The organism is Streptomyces sp. NBC_01750, assembly GCF_035918095.1.
In the GTDB taxonomy this organism is placed as follows: Bacteria; Actinomycetota; Actinomycetes; order Streptomycetales; family Streptomycetaceae; genus Streptomyces.
The window spans coordinates 8453019-8471621 of record NZ_CP109137.1 but is presented as its reverse complement, the minus strand read 5'-3'; the positions used below and the strand labels follow the sequence as shown (position 1 = coordinate 8471621).

The 18603-nt window shown below is 69.7% G+C and carries 13 protein-coding genes; 2 read left to right on the top strand and 11 right to left on the bottom strand.

Annotated elements, in window-relative coordinates; all coding sequences use genetic code 11:
• The first annotated feature begins 47 nt into the window (after positions 1–47).
• Entirely contained in the window at positions 48–686 is a 639-nt protein-coding gene (locus OG966_RS38185) for a VOC family protein (RefSeq protein WP_326654698.1), read from the top strand.
• On the opposite strand, the gene OG966_RS38180 is transcribed toward OG966_RS38185, so the two are convergent.
• Positions 640–1221, bottom strand: coding sequence for a TetR/AcrR family transcriptional regulator (locus OG966_RS38180; RefSeq protein ID WP_326654697.1), 582 nt, complete (start codon positions 1219–1221; stop codon positions 640–642). The genes OG966_RS38185 and OG966_RS38180 overlap by 47 nt on opposite strands.
• Before the next feature lie 95 nt (positions 1222–1316).
• Between OG966_RS38180 and OG966_RS38175 the strand changes: the two genes are divergently transcribed.
• Positions 1317–1460: a hypothetical protein gene (locus OG966_RS38175; RefSeq protein ID WP_326654696.1), complete on the top strand. Its 144-nt coding sequence runs from the start codon at positions 1317–1319 to the stop codon at positions 1458–1460.
• Positions 1461–1677: 217 nt separating this feature from the next.
• Here OG966_RS38175 and ahcY read toward each other — a convergent pair whose 3' ends face one another.
• The 10 genes from ahcY to OG966_RS38125 all read right to left on the bottom strand — a co-directional run bounded on the left by ahcY (position 1678) and on the right by OG966_RS38125 (position 18553).
• Positions 1678–3096 carry an adenosylhomocysteinase gene (gene ahcY, locus OG966_RS38170; RefSeq protein WP_326654695.1) on the bottom strand — a complete coding sequence of 473 codons (1419 nt, stop codon included), beginning with the start codon at positions 3094–3096 and terminating at the stop codon, positions 1678–1680.
• On the bottom strand, positions 3074–3976 hold the full coding sequence (metF, locus tag OG966_RS38165) for a methylenetetrahydrofolate reductase [NAD(P)H] (RefSeq protein WP_326654694.1): 903 nt from the start codon (positions 3974–3976) through the stop codon (positions 3074–3076). The genes ahcY and metF overlap by 23 nt, the downstream gene beginning before the upstream one ends.
• Positions 3973–7467: a methionine synthase gene (gene metH / locus OG966_RS38160; RefSeq protein ID WP_326654693.1), complete on the bottom strand. Its 3495-nt coding sequence runs from the start codon at positions 7465–7467 to the stop codon at positions 3973–3975. Before metH ends, metF begins: the two co-directional genes overlap by 4 nt.
• Positions 7464–8447, bottom strand: a complete 984-nt coding sequence (locus OG966_RS38155) for a carbohydrate kinase family protein (RefSeq protein WP_326655536.1) — start codon at positions 8445–8447, stop codon at positions 7464–7466. Before OG966_RS38155 ends, metH begins: the two co-directional genes overlap by 4 nt.
• 90 nt (positions 8448–8537) lie before the next feature.
• Positions 8538–9746, bottom strand: coding sequence for a methionine adenosyltransferase (gene metK / locus OG966_RS38150; protein ID WP_326654692.1), 1209 nt, complete (start codon positions 9744–9746; stop codon positions 8538–8540).
• A 49-nt stretch (positions 9747–9795) separates the two neighbouring features.
• Entirely contained in the window at positions 9796–13200 is a 3405-nt protein-coding gene (locus OG966_RS38145; RefSeq protein WP_326654691.1) for a condensation domain-containing protein, read from the bottom strand.
• A gap of 495 nt (positions 13201–13695) precedes the next feature.
• The gene (locus OG966_RS38140; RefSeq protein WP_326654689.1) at positions 13696–14523 is read right to left on the bottom strand and encodes a 4'-phosphopantetheinyl transferase family protein; all 828 of its coding nucleotides are present in this window, start codon (positions 14521–14523) and stop codon (positions 13696–13698) included.
• Between the two features lie 28 nt (positions 14524–14551).
• The gene (locus OG966_RS38135; RefSeq protein WP_326654688.1) at positions 14552–16351 is read right to left on the bottom strand and encodes an acyl-CoA dehydrogenase family protein; all 1800 of its coding nucleotides are present in this window, start codon (positions 16349–16351) and stop codon (positions 14552–14554) included.
• A 389-nt stretch (positions 16352–16740) separates the two neighbouring features.
• The gene (locus OG966_RS38130) at positions 16741–16926 is read right to left on the bottom strand and encodes a DUF5302 domain-containing protein (protein ID WP_326654686.1); all 186 of its coding nucleotides are present in this window, start codon (positions 16924–16926) and stop codon (positions 16741–16743) included.
• A gap of 130 nt (positions 16927–17056) precedes the next feature.
• Positions 17057–18553, bottom strand: a complete 1497-nt coding sequence (locus OG966_RS38125; protein ID WP_326654685.1) for an MFS transporter — start codon at positions 18551–18553, stop codon at positions 17057–17059.
• Positions 18554–18603: the final 50 nt, after the last annotated feature.

Here is an 18603-nt window from a genome sequence, read left to right as displayed (position 1 = left end):
TCCGCCCGAACAGATCCGGCCACCGGTCCCACCGTCAGGGAGCACCTTTGAACGTCACCACGTCCACCGTGTCGCTGAAGGTCGACGACGTCGCCGCGTCCAGTGCGTTCCTCAGAACCCACTTCGGCTTCGCCGAGCGGATGGCCGCCGACGGGTTCGCCTCGCTGGGGCGTGACGACGCGGCCCTCGACATCGTCCTGCTGCGGCGCGGGAGTGGAATCCTTCCCGAGGAGCAGCGCGACCAGCACGCGGCCGGCCTCATCATCGCCCTGACCGTGGCCGACCTCGCTGCCGAGGACGAACGCCTGCGCGGTGAGGGCAGCAACATCACGATGCCGCTGCGCGAGGAGCCCTGGGGCGAGCGTCTGCTCGGGGTCACCGACCCCGACGGCGTCGTCATCCAGCTGGTCGAATGGGTGACGCCCGCCGGAGCCCGAGCCGGCCGCGACGGTCAGCGTCGCCCCCCGCACGGCTGTACGACGCGCCCCGCCGTCCGTCCCCGTTCCAGCACTCCCCCGCGGCCGCCGGGGGTGCGGACGCCCGCGTCGGTTACGACGGGGCTCCTCACGGCCGTCCCGCCGGGGCAGTGGCACGTACCCGTCCCGTACGCGTGGTCCTCGGCCGGTGCGGGTGCGTGTCTCACTCGGGGCAAGGAGTCACGAGGCGCTTCACCATCTCGCCGATGAGCTCGTCGTACGGGTACGGGGCGAGGGTCTCGGGCACGGTGAGGTCGTCCACGATCAGGCCGAGCGTGGCGAGGTAGAGCAGGACCACGGCGATGCGGTCGCCGGGCAGGCCTGCCTCGATGTGGAAGCGGACGTTGGAGTCCAGCTCCGCGCTGAAGACCTTGTTCAGGTCGCGCTGGATCTCGGGGCGGCGCGTCGCCTCGAGGCGCAACTCCAGCATGGCGAGGTAGCTGCTGCGGTCGGCGCGCATGCGGTCGACAAGCTGGTGCATCAGGGTCGTCACCAGTTCGGTGGAGGGCCCTGCCTGCATGGTGTCGGCGAGAGCGGTCGCCTCGGGCGTCAGCCGCTCGTGGGTGCGGTCCATGATCTGCCGCAGCAACTCGGCACGGTTGGCGAAGTAGTTCGACGACGTGCCGGCGGGCACCTTGGCCTCGGCGTCGATCGCGCGGAACGTCAGCCCGCGTGACCCCTCGCGGGCGAGGACCTCGATGGCCGCGTCGAGCAGTGCGGTACGGCGTGCTGGGTTCTGCCTCATGAAAATTCTCCGAAGTCCATTGACACCACTTCAAGTGAAGTACTACATTCAAAGCACTCCAAGAGAGTACATCGCAGCAGACACGAGGAGTCAATATGCGAGCCCGTCACACCTCCCAGCACCGCACCGGAACGTTCACCCAGTTCAGCGGCGGTCACGGCGGTCGCGGCGTCCAGCCGCAGAAGCCCCGCTCCGTCCCCCGCCCCCGTCCGCTGCCCAAGCCCGGCACCCGCCGGTGAGCATGAACTCAACGAGGAGAGGAAATGGCCTCCGCCTCGACGGAGGTCAGGAACTCGTCCCGGTTGAAGACCCGTTCGGCCCGGTGGGCCGGTATGGGCGCACGGCACGACACCATGCAACCGACACACACCGGCGGGAGGGCCGGCCGGGAACGGACCGCTCGAAGTCCGTTTCCCGGCCGGCCCTCTTGCCGGTTTCAGCTGGTGGCGGGTGGTCTCAGTAGCGGTAGTGGTCGGACTTGTACGGGCCGTCGACGTCGACGCCGATGTAGGCGGCCTGCTCGGGACGGAGCGTCGTCAGCTTCACGCCGAGCGCGGCGAGGTGCAGCCGGGCGACCTTCTCGTCCAGGTGCTTGGGCAGCACGTAGACGTCGGTCGGGTACTCCTCGGGCTTGGTGAACAGCTCGATCTGGGCCAGCGTCTGGTCCGCGAAGCTGTTCGACATCACGAACGAGGGGTGACCCGTCGCGTTGCCCAGGTTCAGCAGCCGGCCCTCGGACAGCACGATCAGGACCTTGCCGTCGGGGAAGGTCCAGGTGTGGACCTGCGGCTTGACCTCGTCCTTGACGACGCCGGGGACGGCGGCCAGGCCGGCCATGTCGATCTCGTTGTCGAAGTGACCGATGTTCCCGACGATCGCCTGGTGCTTCATCCTGGCCATCTCCGAGGCCATGATGATGTCCTTGTTGCCGGTCGTGGTGATGAAGATGTCCGCCGTCTCCACCACCTCGTCCAGCGTGGTCACCTGATAGCCGTCCATCGTCGCCTGCAGCGCGCAGATCGGGTCGATCTCCGTGACGATGACACGGGCACCCTGGCCGCGCAGCGACTCCGCGCAGCCCTTGCCCACATCGCCATAGCCGCACACAACCGCCGTCTTGCCGCCGATCAGGACGTCGGTGGCACGGTTGATGCCGTCGATCAGCGAATGGCGGCAGCCGTACTTGTTGTCGAACTTCGACTTGGTGACGGCATCGTTCACATTGATCGCCGGGAAGAGCAGAGTGCCATCCCGGTGCATCTCGTACAGACGGTGCACACCCGTCGTCGTCTCCTCCGTCACGCCACGAATCTCGGCGGCGAGCGCGGACCACTTGAGGGTGGAGCGGTTCAGCAGTTCGAGTACGACGCGGAATTCGTCGTTGTCCGCGGAGGCCGGGGCGGGAACGGCACCGGCCTTCTCGAACTCCACGCCCTTGTGGACCAGGAGGGTCGCGTCACCGCCGTCGTCCAGGATCATGTTCGGGCCGCTGTGACCCGGCCAGGTCAGGGCCTGCTCCGTGCACCACCAGTACTCCTCCAGCGTCTCCCCCTTCCAGGCGTAGACCGGGATACCCGCAGCGGCGATGGCAGCAGCGGCGTGGTCCTGGGTGGAGAAAATGTTGCAGGAGACCCAGCGGACCTCGGCGCCGAGCGCCACCAGCGTCTCTATGAGGACTGCCGTCTGCACGGTCATGTGCAGCGATCCGGTGATGCGGGCGCCGGCGAGGGGCTGCGCCTCGGCGTACTCCTTGCGGATCGACATCAGACCGGGCATCTCGTGCTCGGCGAGGTTGATCTCCTTGCGGCCGAACTCGGCAAGCGAGATATCGGCGACTTTGAAGTCCGTGAAGTCAGCGGTCGGCTGCGAGGACATGCGCACTCCTTGAGTTCTGGATGTTCCGGTGGATCTCTGTCGTAGCCGTCGAACGGTTGAGGGTGATGTAGTGCAGACCTGGGGCGCCTTCGGCCAGCAGCCGGTCCGCCATGGCGGTGGCGTACGCGACGCCGATGCGATGCCCTTCGGCCGGGTCCTCGCGCGCCGCGTCCAGGCGGCGGGCGAGCTCACCGGGGAAGGTGGCATTGCTGAGTTCGGCGAAGCGGCGGATCTGGCGTACGTCAGTGGCGGGCATGATCTCCGGGATGACCGGGGTGTCGCAGCCCGCCGCCGCGACTCTGTCGCGCAGACGGAGATAGTCGTCGACGTCGAAGAACATCTGCGTGACGGCGTAGTCGGCGCCGGCCCGGCACTTGGCGACGAAGTGCCGGATGTCGGATTCCCAGTCCGGCGAGCGGGGGTGCCGCTCGGGAAAGGCCGCCACCCCGACACTCATGTCGCCCGACCGCCTGACCAGCGCGACCAGTTCGGCAGCGTGGGTGAAGCCGGCAGGGTGCGGGACCCAGGGGCCGTTCGGGTCACCCGGCGGGTCGCCGCGCAGGACCAGGACGTCGCGTACGCCCGCGTCGGCGTACTGGCCGATGATGTGGCGCAGCTCGGTCACGGAGTGACCGACGGCGGTCAAATGGGCGACCGGCCGCAGGGTCGTCTCGGCGGCGATCCGCTTGGTCACCTCGACGGTACGGTCCCTGGAGGAGCCGCCGGCACCGTAGGTGACGGACACGAATGTCGGCGAAAGCCCCTCGATGCGCCGGATCGCCTGCCAGAGAGTGCGGGTTCCCGCCGCTGTCTTCGGCGGGAAGAACTCGAAGGAGTAGGACGGCGTGCCGCTCGCGAGCAGTTCGCGCAGGGTGCTCATGCGCGGTTGCCTCCCGCGTTGAAGTAACCGGCTTCGGGGTGGTGGATCACGATGGCGTCGGTGGACTGCTCCGGGTGGAGCTGGAACTCCTCGGAGAGCTCGACGCCGATCCGTCCGGGCTCCAGCAGATCGGCGATCTTCGCGCGGTCCTCCAGATCGGGGCAGGCCGGGTAGCCGAACGAGTAACGACAGCCCTGATACTCGGTGCGGAGCATCCCGTCGAGGGTGTGGGGGTCCTGGCTGCCGATGCCGAGTTCGGAGCGGACGCGGGCGTGCCAGTACTCGGCGAGGGCTTCGGCGAGCTGGACGGACAGGCCGTGGAGTTCGAGGTAGTCGCGGTAGGAGTCGGACGCGAAGAGCTCGGCGGTCGCCTCGCCGATCTTCGAGCCGACGGTGACGACCTGGAGGCCGACCACGTCGGTCTCGCCGGACTCCTCGGGGCGGAAGAAGTCCGCCAGGCACAGCCGGCGGCCGCGGCGCTGGCGCGGGAAGGAGAAGCGGGTCCGCTCGGAGCCGTCCTCGTTCAGGAGGATGAGGTCGTCGCCCTTCGACACGCAGGGGAAGTAGCCGTAGACCACGGCCGCCTCCAGCAGGTTGCGGGTGTGCAGCTGGTCCAGCCAGCTCCGCAGACGGGGCCGGCCCTCGCTCTCCACCAGTTCCTCGTAACCGGGTCCGCCCTTGCGGGCCTCCTTGAGACCCCACTGGCCCTTGAAGAGCGCGCCTTCGTCCAGCCAGGAGGCGTACTCCTTCAGCTGGATGCCCTTGATCACCCGCGTGCCCCAGAACGGCGGCTCGGGGACCGGGTTGTCGGTCGCGGTGTCCGAGCGACCCGGACTCTCCTGCGGGCGATCCTCCACGATGGCCGTGGCCACCGGCTTCACCCGGCGTTGCTTGAGTTCGGGGAGGGAGGCTCCGGGGACGCCGCGCTTGACGCCGATGAGGGCGTCCATCAGCCGCAGGCCCTCGAACGCGTCGCGGGCGTAGCGGACTTCGCCTTCGTAGATCTCGTGGAGGTCCTGTTCGACGTAGGCGCGGGTCAGGGCGGCGCCGCCGAGGATGACGGGGTAGTCGGCGGCCATTTTGCGCTGGTTGAGCTCCTCCAGGTTCTCCTTCATGATCACCGTGGATTTGACCAGCAGCCCGGACATTCCGATGACGTCCGCCCGGTGTTCCTCCGCGGCCTCCAGGATCGCCGAGACCGGCTGCTTGATGCCCAGATTCACCACGTTGTAGCCGTTGTTGGAGAGGATGATGTCGACGAGGTTCTTGCCGATGTCATGCACGTCACCACGGACGGTGGCCAGCACGATCGTGCCCTTGCCGTCCGCGTCGGTCTTCTCCATGTGCGGCTCCAGATACGCCACCGCGATCTTCATCACCTCGGCCGACTGGAGCACGAACGGCAGCTGCATCTGACCGGAACCGAACAGCTCACCGACAACCTTCATGCCCTCCAGCAGCGTGTCGTTGACGATGTCCAGCGCCGGACGGGACCGCAGAGCCTCATCCAGATCCGCCTCCAGACCGTTCTTCTCACCATCCACGATGCGGCGCTCCAGGCGCTCCCCCAGCGGCAGGGCAAGCAGCTCCTGCGCCTTGCCCGCCTTCATCGACTTCATATTGACGCCCTCGAACAGCTCCATGAGCTTCTGCAGGGGGTCATAGCCCTCGGCCCGCCGGTCGTAGATCAGATCCAGCGCGACCCGGACCTCCTCCTCCTTCAGCCGGGCGATCGGCAGGATCTTCGACGCGTGCACAATCGCCGAATCCAGACCCGCCTTCACACACTCGTCCAGGAACACCGAGTTCAGCACCACCCGGGCCGCCGGGTTCAGCCCGAAGGAGATGTTCGACAGACCCAGCGTCGTCTGCACCGCCGGATGACGCCGCTTCAGCTCACGAATGGCCCCGATCGTGGCCACCCCGTCCTTGCGGGACTCCTCCTGCCCCGTGCAGATCGTGAACGTCAGCGTGTCGATGAGAATGTCGCACTCATGCACACCCCAGTTGCCCGTCAGATCACCGATCAGCCGCTCCGCGATCGCGACCTTGTGCTCGACCGAACGGGCCTGGCCCTCCTCATCGATGGTCAGCGCGATCAACGCGGCACCGTGCTCCCGCGCCAGCGCAGTCACCTTCGCAAACCGGGACTCCGGACCGTCACCATCCTCATAATTGACCGAGTTGATGACCGCCCGGCCGCCCAGCTTCTCCAACCCCGCCCGCAGCACGTTCAGTTCGGTGGAATCCAGCACAATCGGCAGCGTCGACGCGGTCGCGAACCGGCCGGCCAGCTCCTCCATGTCCGCCGCACCGTCCCGCCCGACATAATCCACACACAGATCCAGCATGTGCGCGCCCTCACGGATCTGATCCCGCGCAATCTCCACACAGTCGTCCCAGCGGCCCTCCAGCATCGCCTCACGGAACTTCCTGCTGCCATTGGCGTTCGTCCGCTCACCGATCGCCATGTACGAGGTGTCCTGACGGAACGCCACCGTCTGGTACAACGACGCCGCACCCGGCTCCGGACGCGGCTCCCGCACCGTCGGAACAAGACCACGCACCCGCTCCACCACCTGCCGCAAATGCTCCGGCGTCGTCCCGCAGCACCCCCCCACCAGCGACAGCCCGTACTCCCGCACAAACGTCTCCTGCGCATCCGCCAGCTCACCCGCCGACAACGGATAATGCGCACCGTTCCTGCCCAGCACCGGCAGCCCCGCATTGGGCATGCACGAGAGCGGAACCCGCGAATGCCGGGCCAGATAGCGCAGATGCTCACTCATCTCCGCCGGACCCGTCGCACAGTTCAGACCGATCATGTCGATACCGAGCGGCTCCAGCGCCGTCAGCGCCGCACCGATCTCCGAACCCAGCAGCATCGTCCCGGTCGTCTCCACCGTCACCGAGCAGATCACCGGAAGACTCGTACCGGTCGCCTCCAGCGCCCGGCGCGCGCCCAGGATCGCAGCCTTCGTCTGCAGCAGGTCCTGCGTCGTCTCCACCAGCAACGCGTCCGCACCACCGGCGATCATGCCCTCCGCGTTCTGCTGGTACGCGTCCCGCAGCTTCACATACGGAGCGTGCCCCAGCGTCGGCAGCTTCGTACCCGGCCCCATCGAGCCCAGCACCCACCGCTGCCGCCCCGTCGACACCGTGAACTCGTCCGCCACCTCACGCGCGATCCGCGCCCCCGACTCCGACAGCTCGAAGACCCGCCCGGGAATGTCGTACTCCCCCAACGCCGCCAGATTCGCACCGAAGGTATTGGTCTCCACACAGTCCACACCGACCGCGAAATACTCCTCATGCACCGACCGCACAATGTCCGGCCGCGTCACATTGAGGACCTCGTTACACCCCTCGAGATTCTCGAAGTCCTCAAGCGTCGGATCCTGCGCCTGCAACATCGTGCCCATCGCACCATCAGCCACCACCACACGAGTGGCGAGCGCCTCACGCAGGGCGTCGATCCGGGTGCCCGTCACGACCGGCCGCCCAGCCACGGCACGAGCGGTTTCGCCGCGTCCGTGCCGTAGGCCTTCTCGACGGTCGCGAGGAGTTGCGCGGGGTCGGCCCGGTACGACTGCGAGCCCACCGTCGCGAGGGCAAGGGACGCGACCGTACAGCCCAGCCGGGCGGCGGGCACGAGGGGCAGCTGCCGGCTGTGGGCGGCCAGGAAGCCGGCCCGGAAGGCGTCTCCGATGCCGGTCGGATCGACGACGGGGGTGTCGGCGACGCCCGGGACGGTGAGCGGTGGCTGTCCCGCGCGGTCGATCCTCACTCCGGCCTCGCCCAGGGTGGTGACCCAGGTGCCCACCAGTGCGAGGACCTTCTCGCGTGTCCAGCCGGTGCGTTCGAGCAGCAGCGCGGCCTCGTACTCGTTGGTGAACAGCCACTCCGCGCCGTCCACGAGGTCCCGCACCTCGCCCTGCTCCAGCCGCGCGAGCTGCTGCGAAGGGTCGGCGGCGAAGGGGATGCCGAGCTCCCGGCACTCTGTGGTGTGCCGCAGCATCGCTGCCGGATCGTTCGGTGAGACGAGCACGAGGTCGGGGCGGGTCTGGGAAGTGGACAGGTTACCGATGCCGATGTCGGCAGCCTCCGCCATCGCGCCCGCGTAGAACGACGCGATCTGGTTGGAGTCCTGGTCGGTGATGCACATGAAGCGGGCCGTCTGCCGGGTGGCGGAGACACGGACGGCGCCAGTGTCGACGCCGTGCTCGTTCAGCCAGACCTCGTATTCGGCGAAGTCGCTTCCCACGGCCCCCACCAGCAGTGGCGTGAGACCGAGGCTGCCGAGCCCGAAAGCGATGTTGGCGGCGACCCCACCACGGCGCACTTCGAGCTCGTCGACGAGGAAGGACAGGGAGACATGGGCGAGTTGGTCGGGGATCAGCTGATCCGCGAACCGGCCGGGAAAGACCATCAGATGGTCCGTGGCAATGGAGCCTGTCACCGCGATACGCACATGCACTCCTGAACTCCTGTTGGCGGCACTGGGGCCGGGGCGGGGCCGGTGGCCGGTTGTTGCCGGTCGGTTGTTGCCGGTCGTCCGTGGTCAGAGACCGGCGGCGGCCTTGAGTTGCGAGGCGCGATCGGTCCGCTCCCAGGTGAAGTCCGGGAGTTCGCGGCCGAAGTGACCGTAGGCAGCCGTCTGCGCGTAGATCGGACGAAGCAGGTCCAGGTCGCGGATGATCGCGGCCGGCCGGAGGTCGAAGACCTCGGTGATGGCCTTCTCGATCTGGCCCTGGGCGACGGCTCCCGTGCCGAAGGTCTCGACGAACAGACCGACCGGCTCGGCCTTGCCGATGGCGTAGGCGACCTGGACCTCGCAGCGCGCGGCGAGGCCGGCCGCCACGACGTTCTTCGCGACCCAGCGCATCGCGTAGGCGGCCGAACGGTCCACCTTCGAGGGGTCCTTGCCCGAGAAGGCGCCGCCGCCGTGGCGTGCCATGCCGCCGTACGTATCGATGATGATCTTGCGGCCGGTGAGGCCTGCGTCGCCCATCGGACCGCCGATCTCGAAGCGCCCTGTCGGGTTGACCAGCAGCCGGTAGCCGTCGGTGTCGAGCTTGATGCCGTCGTCGGCGAGGTCCGCCAGCACGTGCTCGACCACGAACTCGCGGATGTCGGGAGTGAGGAGCGAGTCCAGATCGATGTCCGAGGCGTGCTGGGACGAGACGACGACGGTGTCCAGCCGGACCGGGCGGCTGCCGACGTACTCGACGGTGACCTGGGTCTTGCCGTCGGGGCGCAGGTAGGGGACGGTGCCGTCCTTGCGAACCTCGGTCAGCCTGCGCGCCAGCCGGTGTGCCAGGTGGATCGGCAGCGGCATCAGGGACGGTGTCTCGTCGGTGGCGTAGCCGAACATCAGGCCCTGGTCGCCGGCGCCCTGCCGGTCCAGCTCGTCCTCGTCGCCCTCCACCCGCTGCTCGTAGGCCGAGTCGACGCCCTGGGCGATGTCCGGGGACTGCGCGCCGATGGACACCGAGACACCGCAGGAGGCGCCGTCGAAGCCCTTGGCCGAGGAGTCGTATCCGATCTCGAGCACCTTCTGGCGGACGAGGGTGGCGATGTCGGCGTACGCCGCGGTCGTCACCTCGCCCGCGATGTGCACCTGGCCGGTGGTGATCAGCGTCTCGACCGCCACCCTGGAGGCCGGGTCCTGGCGCAGCAGCGCGTCGAGGACTGTGTCGCTGATCTGGTCGGCGATCTTGTCGGGGTGGCCCTCGGTAACGGACTCCGAGGTGAACAGGCGACGGGACATGACTCTCCAGAAGGTCAGGGTTGTGTGGATGGTCTGTGTGCGGGGGGCATCAGGCTCGTTCCGCGGCCTCTTCGAGCATCCGGGCGAGGGCGCGGACGCTTTCCTCGCCGTCGGCGGCCGCGGTCCCCGGTCCGGTGGTCGCAGTGCTGAGGACGGTGAGCGGAGGCCGCCCGCCGTCCGCCGCGATGAGCTGTGCGATCCCGTACGCGATGACTCCGCCGCCCGAGAAGCCGCCGAGCACAAGGCGTTCGCCCGCGTCGAGCAGCGGCCGGAGCGCGGCGAGGTGGGCTTTCGCCCCTTCGGGGGCCGGGCTCAGGAGCAGCAGTGCCCCGGGTCCTTCGTACAGGCGGGCGAGCTGGTCGTAGCAGGAGCGGGGCGTGCCGGGCGCCGGGACGAGGCAGACGGTGCTCGCGCCGGGCCGTTCGGCCGCCCGCAGGGTGATGAACGCGGGCTCTGTGGTGTCGTCCGGCGCGCGAAGGGGGGTCAGGGTCCGCAGTACGTCGGCGATGGTCCGGAACTCGTCGGCGATGTGCGGGAGTTCGCGCAGCAGCCGGGCGCCGTCGTTGAGGACGCCGGTGGCGTCGGCGCAGCGGGCCAGGTCGTGGGTGGCTGTCAGCACCAGGCCTCCGGCGCTGTCGTGGTGGGCGACCAGGGTGAGGGGGTGCGCGGTGCTGGTGCCGGTGGTCTCCGGGAATCCCACCCGGATGCCGCGGGCGGCGAGTTCTTGTGCGAGTCCGTCCTGCTGCTGGCGGCTCTCGAAGACGAGCAGGGTGTCGTCGGGGTGCACCTCCGCGGCGCCCAGGCTGTCGGCTCCGTCGGGACGGCCGGTCCAGGCACGGATCTGGCCTGCCGAGACCCACTCGTACGCGGCCTTGTCCAGCGCCTGGTCGCGCAGGGCGGCGAGCAGCCTGGGCACGGTCGACTCCGGGTCGACCTCGGCGGACATCGGCAGCGGGTTGCGCAGCGTTCCCGGCATTCGGTCCACGCCTTCGAGCGCGATGCCACGTCCGGACACTGCCACGCTGAAGCGGATCGGCACGGGTCCGGCGGCACCGGTGGCCCGGTACAGCAGCAGGGCCCAGACGGCCTGCAGCGCGCTGCTCTCCGTAACGCCCCAGCCGCCCGCCCAGGCGCTGAGCCTGGCGGCCTCGTCCGGTGTGAGCCGCAGCCGGATGCGGCCTGTTCCGGCGCGGACCGCGGACGCACCGGCCCATGACGTGAGCCGGCCTGCCGGGCCCGCGGGCAGCGCGGACGCCGCGGGCACCGGGGAGGTCGCCGCACCGGCCCGCGGTGCGGCCCGGGTCCAGAACTCCTTGGCAGCCGCCGTGTCCTGAGCACGGAGCCAGTCCGTGTAGTCGCGGATGTCGGGGCGCCGGTCACCGCCGGGGAGCGTGCCTCCGGCCAGATAGGCGCGGTAGAACTGCTGCAGCAGGAGCCGGACGCTCCAGCCGTCGAGCAGGGCGTGGTGATAGGTCAACAGGACCCGGGTGAACGACCCCGCGGCGGCCTGGTCCAGGTCGCCGTCCAGCAGCGTGGCCCGCAGGGGCCCGGGCCGGCGCAGGTCGAAGCCGCGCAGCCGGTCGCGCGCGACGAGCTCACGCCATTCGGCGGCGCCGTGGGGCAGCCGTACCACCTCGGGCGACACCTGGTCGTGGAGTACGAGCCGGAGCTCGGGGCCGTCCTCGAAGGCGACGCGCAGTGCGGTATCGCGGTCGAAGACGGACTGCCAGGCCGCGGTGAAGCAGCTGGTGTCCAGCGGCCCGTACCAGGTCCACGCGAGCTGTTCGACATGGCGGCCGGTGCCGGGGTGGGCTGCGGCGTCGGTGAACAGCTCCCGCTGGAGCGGGGACGGGGCCAGGCTCCGTACGGACGGGCTGTGGTGCTCGCTCCCGGCGAGCTCTTCCAGGACGTCGCGCAGGAGGACGGTGAGGGCCTGCACCGAGTCCTCGGTGACGCCGTCGACGGCGCACGGCACCCAGTCCACGGAGATCCGCAGCATGCCGTCCATGACGCGGGAGTGGATGTCCACGGTGGACCGCGCAGTGGTGTGCCGGGCCGGGCGGTGTTCCGCTGTTGCGCGGAACCGGCTGGTGGCGGGCGGCAGTTCGTCAGGGCCGTGCGGGGTGAAGGACACCAGGGTGGGCACGAGCTCGCGCAGTACGAGCCGCAGCACCGGATCCGGCGTGTATTCGCTGCAGGCCACGAACGCGGTGCCGCCCGTTTCGGCGAGCGCGGGGGCGGCCTGCGTCAGATAGCCGTCGGCGGGCCGGGTGCGGTCGGCGTCGAGGAGGACGGGGTGGGCCGATGCGAAGGGGCCGACGGTGCGGGCCAGGTCGTGGCTGCCCTGCCTCCCGTCCGTCCGCAGGTCGAAGGCGACGTCCTGGTGTCCCCGCCAGCGGGCCAGCGCCAGCCCGACGGCTCCGGTGAGCACTTGCTGAACGTTCAGGCCGTACCGCCTGGGCAGCGGACCGGTCAGCCGTGCGGTCGCCGCGGCGTCGAGGGTGAATCCCGGGTGGTGCAGGGGTGCCGTGTCCGGTACGGGCAGCGAGGCGACGAAGGCCTGGGCCGAGGCACGCGCGTCGGCCGTCTCGCGCCAGCGGACCGCCTCGCCGGGATCGGCGGCGCCGCGTCGGAGACTGGCGATCCACTCCTCGAAGGGCACGGCCTCGGGCGGCAGTCCGGGCGGGGCGCCCGCGTCGATCGCGTCGAGTGCGGCCTCCAGGTCCTCCAGCAGGATCCGCCAGGAGATGTCGTCGACGACGAGCTCGTGGACGACGAGCACGAGCCGGTCGGCGTACGGTCCTGCCGGGCGGCGGTCCCGGGCCAGCACCGCCTGTACGGTGCGGCCGGCCGACGGGTCCAGGCTGCGGCCCGCGGCGGCGACTGCCCGCCGCACCCCGGCCTCGTCGGTGAACTCCTCCTCCCACAGCAGCTCGTGGGCGGCCCGGGGTGTCGGGTGGCAGGTCATCCGGCCACCGGAGCGGCTGTCCAGGCGTGCCGACAACAGGGGGTGGGCGGCGACGACGGCGTACAGGGCGTGCCTCAGCGCTACGGGATCGAGGGGGCCTCGTGCCTCCAGTACGGCGGACGTGTAACGGGGGCGTGTCCCGGTACGGGCGGCCCGCAGCGCCGCGTACTGGGCGGGGGCGAGCGGTGACGTGGTGACGAGCGCGAGAGTGAGCAGGTCGGCCAGCAGGCCGGCCGGGAAGCCGGCGGGTACGCCTTCGGCCTCGGTGCTGAGGTGCAGCGTGTGGTGGTCGGGGCCATGCCGCAGCAGCTGGTGCTGCCAGGCCATTCCCTCGCCCTGATGCGCCGCGGCCCGGTCGAAGGCCGCCTCGATGCGGGCGGGGTCCACGGGGCCGCGCAGTTCCAGCACGGGCGGGGTGTCGTAGGGAGGCTGCCCGGGGTCGACGACCACGGTCATCGCCACGTCTGAGGAGCAGTTTGCGGTCATCGCTGTCCGGGGTGCGCACATCCGCGTCATGGTCTGCGGCTAGGTGCTGAGAAACCCCTCACTCCTCTCTGCGAGCGCGGAACGAGTATGCGAAAGGCGGCCCATACGGGGCTGACATGCCGCTGACACGGCGGTCGGCCGGGCTTCGGCCCGCCTTTCCGCGCGGCGTTCAGCGGGGCGGCGCTGCCGTTGCGCCGAAGGCGTGCACGGTCGCGCGTATGGAGGGATTGGCCCCGGTGGTGCGTCCGGTGGGGAGGCGGCGCACCACCGGGAAGCACCGGAAGGGCGCGCGACGGGCCGGAGGTGACGGGGGGCTCCGTTCTGCCATGGCGCCCTCCTCGCCTCGCGTCGCGGCCATCAGCAGCACGGTAGCCACAAGTGGGGCAAAGGCCCTGTTTTCTCCAGCGGGACTGGACTGCGGCCCGAACGCTTCTCAGGCGGGGTTGATTCCGCGGCTCATGAGGTCGCGGTGTCGGCCCGCGGCGACCGTAGGCGTCAGGCGCAGCCGGGGGCGAGCAGCTCCGTGACCGCCCCCATGAATCCCTCGTCGAGCATGGTCCGCGTCGCGGTGTCGCGTGAGGTGTCGAGGCCCGCGTCGTGGCAGGCCACGCTCACCAGATAGCGACCCAGCACCTCATGGGTGGAGAACGCCCACTCGCCACGCGCCGCCGCGGTGCCGTCGGGGGCGAGCAGTCCGCCGCTGCCGGGACCGAAGCCGAACTCGGTGAAGCCCAGGCGTAGTCCCTGGCCGATCGCCTTGGTGTAGGCCTCCTTGAGGGTCCACAGACGCAGCATCCCGGCCGCCCGCCGGCCGTCGGGCAGACCTTCGAGCTCCAGGCGTTCCGCCGGCGTGCACACATGGCTGTTGAGCAGCTCGAAGGACATCAGCCGACTCGACGGTTCGGCATCGACGCCGATCCTGCCGTTGCGGCTGATACCCACGGCGATCAGGTCGTCGGTATGGGTGAGACTCACGTCGATCTGGTCGAGGCCGCGCAGATACGGCCGGCCGCCGAGCTTGTACGCGAGGTCCAGCTCGGCGGGGGTGGTGCCCAGTGCGGCTGCCGCGGTGAATTTGAGGGCCAGCCGTGAAGCGACGAAGCGGTAGCGGACCGTGGGGTCGGCAGTGCGGCGGTAGCGTTGCCAGTCGCGGCCGAGGAGCGGGCGCAGCGCGGGGTCCACGACGGCGAAGGGGAGCCATTCGCCCCATGTCGTGTACACCACCGCGTTGCCGCGCTGCTCCATTCCCTCGTACACCTCGTGCCACGGCCCGTCCGGGCCGCCGACGTGGATCGGCGCCGTGATGCGCTGCGTGTCCGTCATCCGTGTTCACTCCCTTGTCTCGCTGTGCTCACCGGGCGAGTTCCGTGGCGTCCAGGTCGCAGCTGCTGCCGGTCCGGTAGCGGCGGATCAGCTCCTCGAGCACCTGTCCCAGGCAGTCGTCGCTGAGTTCGGGTACGAGAATCCCGAGCCGCGCGCCGAGCCGGGACAGCGCGAGGACCGCCCAGGCGGGGTCGGCGAGGAAGGGGTCGGTGCCGTCCTGGCCCTCCCAGATGCCGAGGACCGCCGCTGCGGCGACCACCAGGCAGTAGCGGTCACTGAGTACGCACACCGCGGGGCCCGGCGGGCCGCTGGTGCCGAAGTCCGGCAGCTGTCGGCACTGTTCGCGCAGGGCGCGCAGTTCGGTGACGAAGCCTTCGGCCAGGTCGGCGAGTGCGGTCAGCCGGCCGCCGACGCCACGGGACGCGGCGAGTCTGGCGGCGGAACCGGTCAGGGAGGCGGCCATGAAGTCGCCACCATCGGCGATGCCCAGCAACCGGTAGTCCAGGCAGGGCAGTTCGGCGCCCTTGCGGAACAGCTCGGGGGGCGGCTCCTCCTCGGCGAACCAGGCCCGCTCGGCCAGGGTGCGCAGCTGCGGGACGATGACGGCCTGGCAGGAGGCGGTTCCGGCATGGCCGAGTCCGGCCACCGGCAGATCGCGTGCCAGCTTGTCGAGGGCGCCGAACTCGGGGCTGTCGAGCTCGAATCCGCGCGAGCCGAGCACAGCGGCGAGCTCCTCCAGGTCCTCCCGCAGCAGGTCGGGCACCACATATTTGACGGCGGCGGCGAGCATATGGGCACGGTCGGGCAGCAGACTGAGCGCGCGCAGCGCGACGGTCGCCATGCTGTCGCAGGCCAGCAGATCGGCGAAGACGCCCGTCAGCGGCTTGTGCCAGCGGCGGGCCACGGGCGCGCTGCGGCCGGTGGTGACGGCGCGCACCGCGGAGTGCAGCACGGTGTCGGCGGCCGCGGTGACGACGCCGCAGATCAGGCTGCGGTTGATCTGGAAGGTGCGCAGGGCCAGGGAGACGCCCTCGCCCGTGCGGCCGACCAGTGCGCCGCCGGGGACGGCGCAGTGGTCGAACTCCAGCCCGGAGAACAGGGCGCCGCGCATGCCGGGTGTGGCGATACGGGGCAGCCCGCGCACCCGGCCTGAGGGCAGCTGCGTGGGGTCGAGGAGCAGCACCGAGTGGCTGCGCGGTCCGCGCGCCGGGTCGGTCCGCGCGTAGGCGACGTAGATGTCGGCACGCGAGGCGTTGATGATCACGTCCTTGCGGCCGTGGAGCAGATAGCCGCCGCCCGGTGCGGTGCGTGCGGTGAACTCATGCCGCAGGATCGCGTTGGCGTGGGCGAGTTCGTGGTGCAGGATCGTGGCCCGGCCACCGTCGAGCAGCAGGTCGGCGGTGCTCCGGCGCTGTTCCTCCGTGCCCGCCGCCCAGACCGCGGAGGTGGCGAACAGCGAGGTGATGCCGACGCCGAAGCCGAGCGCGACGTCGCGCCGGAAGACAGGGCGCAGGGCGCGGGCGAGCAGATCGGCGCGCAGCAGTCGTCCGCCGTACTCCGCGGGCACGAACTCGGCGCCGAGGCCTGTTCCCAGGAGCAGTTGCTCGGTCTCCGCGGGCGGTGTGCGCCGTTCGTCCGCGGCGAACAGGGCGCGCAGACCGTGCGGGTTGGCCGGATCGTAGGGATCGCCGAGCCGGCGTTCGAGGCGGGCGGCGCGCGCGAGGGCGTCGGCCTCCCACCGGCTGCGCGCGCCGGCCGGGTTCTCGGTGGTCTCGGTGGTCTCGGTGGTCTCGGCGGCGGTCATGGCGGCGGCGGTCAACTCCCTCATCGCATGATGCGCGCCTGTTCCGCGCCCGTACCCACACCTTCGCCGCCGGTACTCGAACGGCACTGGAAGACGGCTCGGCTCCCGCCATGGAAGGCGTGCACGGCCACCGGAAGCCGTCCGGACGATTCGGCCGGAATTCGCTGAACACAGCGCCGTGACAGGCTTTTTCACCGATCACCCCCGAGTATGTGACGGACGCTTGTCGACCGTTCCTGAAGCAATAATCAAGCAATCCTTGAGCGGGTTTCAAGCGCGTGAAGCAATCCCCATGAAGGGAAACGTGACCAATCCTTGCCGGGCGTTTCCGCAGACGATGAAAGGCTGCCGCGCCCGTCCTTTGCGGACGGGCGCGGCAGCCTTTGCGAAACTCTCGGGGCGGTGTGTGCCCGTCACCCGGTCTTTCGGCGGTAGAACCTCTTCTGGCCTGCGGGTCCACTCATGTTCTTGACCTGCATCCGGCCGTCCTGGTGCGCCTTCTTCGCCCGGGACGCATTGCCCTTCTGCTCAAGGGCTTTCTTGAACTTGTCCTTGGCGTCGTCCTGCGGCACGGAATCCCACTGGGGCGTGTCGGTCATGTGCTCCTCCTGACATCTAACACTGGGGGAATTTCATCATGGCACGGCATTCGGAGACCGACAATCGGCTCCTGGCTTTCGGGAATTGTTCTCGGCCAGATGAAACGGATGATGGACAAGGTGGTTTGCTTTACACGGCCAGTTCGGCGGCGTGCTCGGGCTGGGTCCCTCCGGCGTCCGACTCCGCGGCCGCCTCCGCCGCGTCCTTGCGGCCGGTGAGGAAGGTGGCGAGCACCGCCGTCAGCACGAACAGGGCGATGTTGACGCCCAGCGTCGTCGAGGTCACCGAGGAGAAGTCGCCGATGTCGCTCCCGCTGCCGAGGCGGCTGAAGTAGACGGCTCCGACGCCCGCGACACCCGCGGCCGAGCCGAACTGGATGGCCGCATTGAGCACTCCCGAGCCGACGCCCGCGTTCTCCGGCGGCACATCACCGAGCACGACGGCCGTGAGGACCGGAGCGGTCAGCCCCAGGCCGAAGCCCATGACGAGCTCGGAGAAGACCAGCGGAACCCAGTTCAGGTCCGCACCGCCGGAGTTGACGGTCCACACCACGCCGGCCCCGCCGAGAGCCAGGAGCAGTGCCCCACCCCGTACGAAGTCACGACCGCGGCCGCCCGAGAACCGCCAGGCGATCTGGAAGGTCGCGATGATGCCGATCGGCCACGCCGCCATCACCAGCGCGGTCTTGAGTACGGACCAGCCCAGGCCGACCTGCTCGTGGTAGCTCAGGACGAGGAAGAAGGACGCGACACCGCCGTAGCAGAGCACCACCAGCGGCAGCCCGATCTTGGCGGAGCGGTAGGCGAACAGCGACGGCGGAATCAGCGCGGAACCGTCGCGCTCCTGGCGGCGACGCTGCTGCGCCACGAACACGCCGAACAGCACCAGGGACAGTGCGATCACGGCCATCGACCAGGCGGGCCAGCCCAGTTCGTGTCCCTGTACCAGCGGATACATCAGGCCGAGCGAGGCCACGGTCAGCAGCAGCACACCCGTGATGTCGAGCCGCAGTGGTGTGTCGGAACGGGTCTCGGGCATGTACCGGGCGGCGATGGCCACCGCGAGCACTCCGAGCGGCACGTTCAGGAAGAACAGGGCGCGCCAGCCGAGCCCCATGATGTCCGCCTCGGCCAGCAGACCGCCGAGCAGCGGACCGCCGACACTTCCCACACTCAGCGCGATACCCATGACGGCGAATGCGCCCGGCCATTCGTCCTGGCGGAACATCGTGATGATGACCGACACCGCCTGCGGCACCATCAGCGCCGCTGTGAAGCCCTGACCGAACCGCCCTGCCACGAGCATCTCGGCGTTCGTCGCCGTGGCGGCGACGACCGAGGCAAGAGTGAAGCCCACAACTCCGGTCAGGAACAGACGCTTGCGCCCGTAGATGTCTCCCAGCCGTCCGCCGGTGATCAGGAACAGGGCATAGGCCAGGGTGTAACCGGCCAGCGTCCACTGCGCAGTGCCGAAGGTCGCCCCCAGGTCCTTCTGGATGTCGGGGAGTACGACGGTGACGGCATTGGCGTCCAGGTTGTCGAGGAAGGCCGCGAGTGTCACCACGGTAAGTGCCACCCAGCGGTGACGTACCGCCTGCTCGTTGTGTTCGTTCTTTGCCGTAGGCACTGAATCAGCTCCTAGCGTTCGCTATTTATGGGGGGTTCGGTCGCACGCCG